Source organism: Bradyrhizobium yuanmingense (assembly GCF_029167105.1).
Taxonomy (GTDB): Bacteria; Pseudomonadota; Alphaproteobacteria; order Rhizobiales; family Xanthobacteraceae; genus Bradyrhizobium; species Bradyrhizobium yuanmingense_A.
Genome location: NZ_JARFML010000095.1, coordinates 1 through 2,747 on the forward strand (window position 1 = coordinate 1; position 2,747 = coordinate 2,747).

Below are 2,747 nucleotides of genomic sequence, written 5' to 3' on the forward strand. Positions count from 1 at the left end.
CCCCGACGGTCGGTCAAAATCCCCCGGGTGAGGTCACCTCAAACTCCTCCACCTGATTCCGCCTGGCTGGGCGGCTGATCGGCCGCAAAGCGCGCAGCAGGACGTTTATTTTCGTCCCCTTTTAGGGAAGAGGGGACGGGGAGTTGAACGTCTTGAAGCCGCACCTGCAAAGCACTGTATTTACGTTACTTGAGCGCCAGACGAGCCAACGAGAGATCCAGCGGCTGACGGGGGTCGACCGCAAGACGATCCGGCGCTACCAGGCGATTTTCGCGTCCGAGCGAGCGGCGGAGGCAAACTCCCCCGGGGTGACCACCGGCTCCGAGGCCGCCGATGGCCAAACTCCCCCACCTCCGCGACCGCCGGCTATCGGAGCGCAGGTCGCCGCCAAGACGTTTGATTTCGCCCGCTCAGCCTGTGAACCGCATCGGGAATGGATCGAGCAGCAGGCCCGTCTGAAGCGCAACGCCCAGGCGATCTATCAGGATCTGGTTGACCAGTTCGGCTTTACTGCCAGCTACGAGAGCGTCAAGCGTTTCGTGCGTGCCTTGCGCCACATCGATCCCAAACAGTTTGACCGTCTCGAGTTTGCCCCCGGCGAGGAAGCCCAGGTTGATTATGGCGAAGGCGCGCTGACCCGTGATCCGAAGAGCGGTCGTTACCGCCGGCCGCGCCTGTTCGTGATGACCCTGCGTTACTCGCGGCGCAGCTTCCGGCGGGTGGTCTGGAAGTCGAGCCAGCAGGTCTGGGCACAGCTCCACGAAGAGGCCTTTCGGTATTTCGGCGGTGTCGTCAGTTATGTCGTGCTCGACAATCTCAAGGAAGGCGTCATCACGCCCGACCTGTATGAGCCCGAACTCAACCGACTCTACGGCGCGGCGCTCGCACATTACGGCGTCGTCGCCGATCCGGCACGGGTGCGGGACCCAAATCGCAAGGGGACCGTGGAGAATGCGATCCAGCACACCCAGGGCACCGCGCTCGCCGGGCGACGCTTCGAGTCACTCGAGGCTCAGAACAGGTTTCTGGAGCACTGGGAGACGAACTGGGCTTCCAAACGCATCCATGGCAGCACAAAGCGTCAGGTCGAGGCCATGTTCCAGGAAGAGAAGCCACATCTGCGGCCATTGCCCGCGACCGGCTTCCATTACTTCACCGAGCTCGTGCGCACCGTCTACGACGACACCACCGTGCGCGTGGATCACAGCGACTATGCCGCGCGGCCCGCGTCGATCGGCAGCCAGGTCGTGGTACGCCTCTACGAGACCACGATCGAGATCCGCGACCGCAGCACCCAGGCGCTGCTGCGCGTTCATGCCCGCGCCGCACGGCCGGGTTCGCTCAAACTGCCGCACAACGAGCGCCCGTTCAATCCATCCCGTCAGACCGCCTTCCTGCTGGCAAGCGCCGGCGACATCGGACCGCAAGCGAAGGCGCTCTGTCAGCACCTGTTCGACACCGAAGGCCGCCTCGGACAACGCGCGATGTGGGGCATTGTCGGACTTGCGAAGAAGTATCCCGCCCGGCTCGTCGAGCAGGCCTGCGATCACGCAGTGCGCAACCACATCCACCGCTACAAACAGGTGCGCGCAATCGTCGAGCGGCTGTTCGAGCAGGCGCTCGAGCGCCTCGATCAAGCTCCCCAATCGACGCTGCCGCTGACGCAGGACCATCCCCTGATCCGTCCCGCGGACGAATACGGCGAACTCTTTCGCCTCGGTGCCCAGAACCGTGCCAGCAACGAGAGCCGGCCCTTCAACAACGGCGATGGTCAGCGTGCACCAAACCGCGCTCGCGTCATCTCCGCAACCCCGGCCAGCTCCGACGACGCGAGCGCTCCCACCCAGACCTTGATTGCCGATCAGCTCAGCCTTTCAACCTCCACAGGAGATCATTCGGAATGACCATGACCTTGCCAGACATCGATCGCTGCCTACGACAATTGCGGCTGTCGGGCATACGCGACACGCTCGAGACCCGTGTCCTGCAGGCCCAGGGCGCCAGCCAACCGTTCCTCGAGACCTTCTGCCTGCTCCTGCAGGACGAACTCGATCGTCGTCAGTCCCGCCTCATCGCTCGCCGCTACCAGCAATCCGGGCTTGACGAGAAGCTCACGCTGGCGGAGTTCGACTGGTCCTTCAATCCCAAACTGCCGCGTCAGGCCTGCTTCCAGCTGCACACGCTGAAGTTTGTCGCCGCTGGTGAAAACGCACTGCTCATTGGCAAGCCCGGTACTGGTAAATCGCACGTGGCCAAGGCCGTCGCCTACCAGGCCATCCTGCAAGGCCACAAGGTTCAGTATCTCGAGGCCGATGACTTCTTTAACCGTTACGCCTTCAGCCCCGCCGCTCAGCGCGACGCTCGACTGCGGAGCATCTTTGACTGCGATCTGCTTGTGCTTGACGACCTGTTCCTCGCTCGCACCATCCCCGACGAAGCTGGCGCTTTGCTGCAGACTCTGATCCATCAACGCTACAAATTGCACCGCAGCGTCATCGTCACGTCCAATCGCGTCGTGCAGGATTGGGGCGCTTATCTCCGGGACAACACCATGAGCACGACGATCCTTGACCGCCTCATGCACCATTGCCATCTGCTCGAGTTCGACGGCCGCAGCTACCGCCTCAAGGAAGCCGCTGAAGCCCTTGCGCGCAAAACCGAGTCAACCTAATACCCTCTCGTCCTGCTCCACAGGTGGGGGAGTTTGCGCGACCACAGGTGGGGGAATTTGAAGTGACCGTCCGGGA

The 2,747-nt window shown here is 62.9% G+C and carries 2 protein-coding genes; both read left to right on the top strand.

All coding sequences use genetic code 11. The features are described 5' to 3' along the window. Positions 1 to 143 precede the first annotated feature (143 nt). Positions 144 to 1,904, top strand: coding sequence for an IS21 family transposase (gene istA / locus P0R31_RS40490; protein ID WP_275521186.1), 1,761 nt, complete (start codon positions 144 to 146; stop codon positions 1,902 to 1,904). Positions 1,905 to 1,906: 2 nt separating this feature from the next. Continuing rightward, positions 1,907 to 2,671 carry an IS21-like element helper ATPase IstB gene (gene istB, locus P0R31_RS40495; RefSeq protein WP_275521188.1) on the top strand — a complete coding sequence of 255 codons (765 nt, stop codon included), beginning with the start codon at positions 1,907 to 1,909 and terminating at the stop codon, positions 2,669 to 2,671. Positions 2,672 to 2,747: the final 76 nt, after the last annotated feature.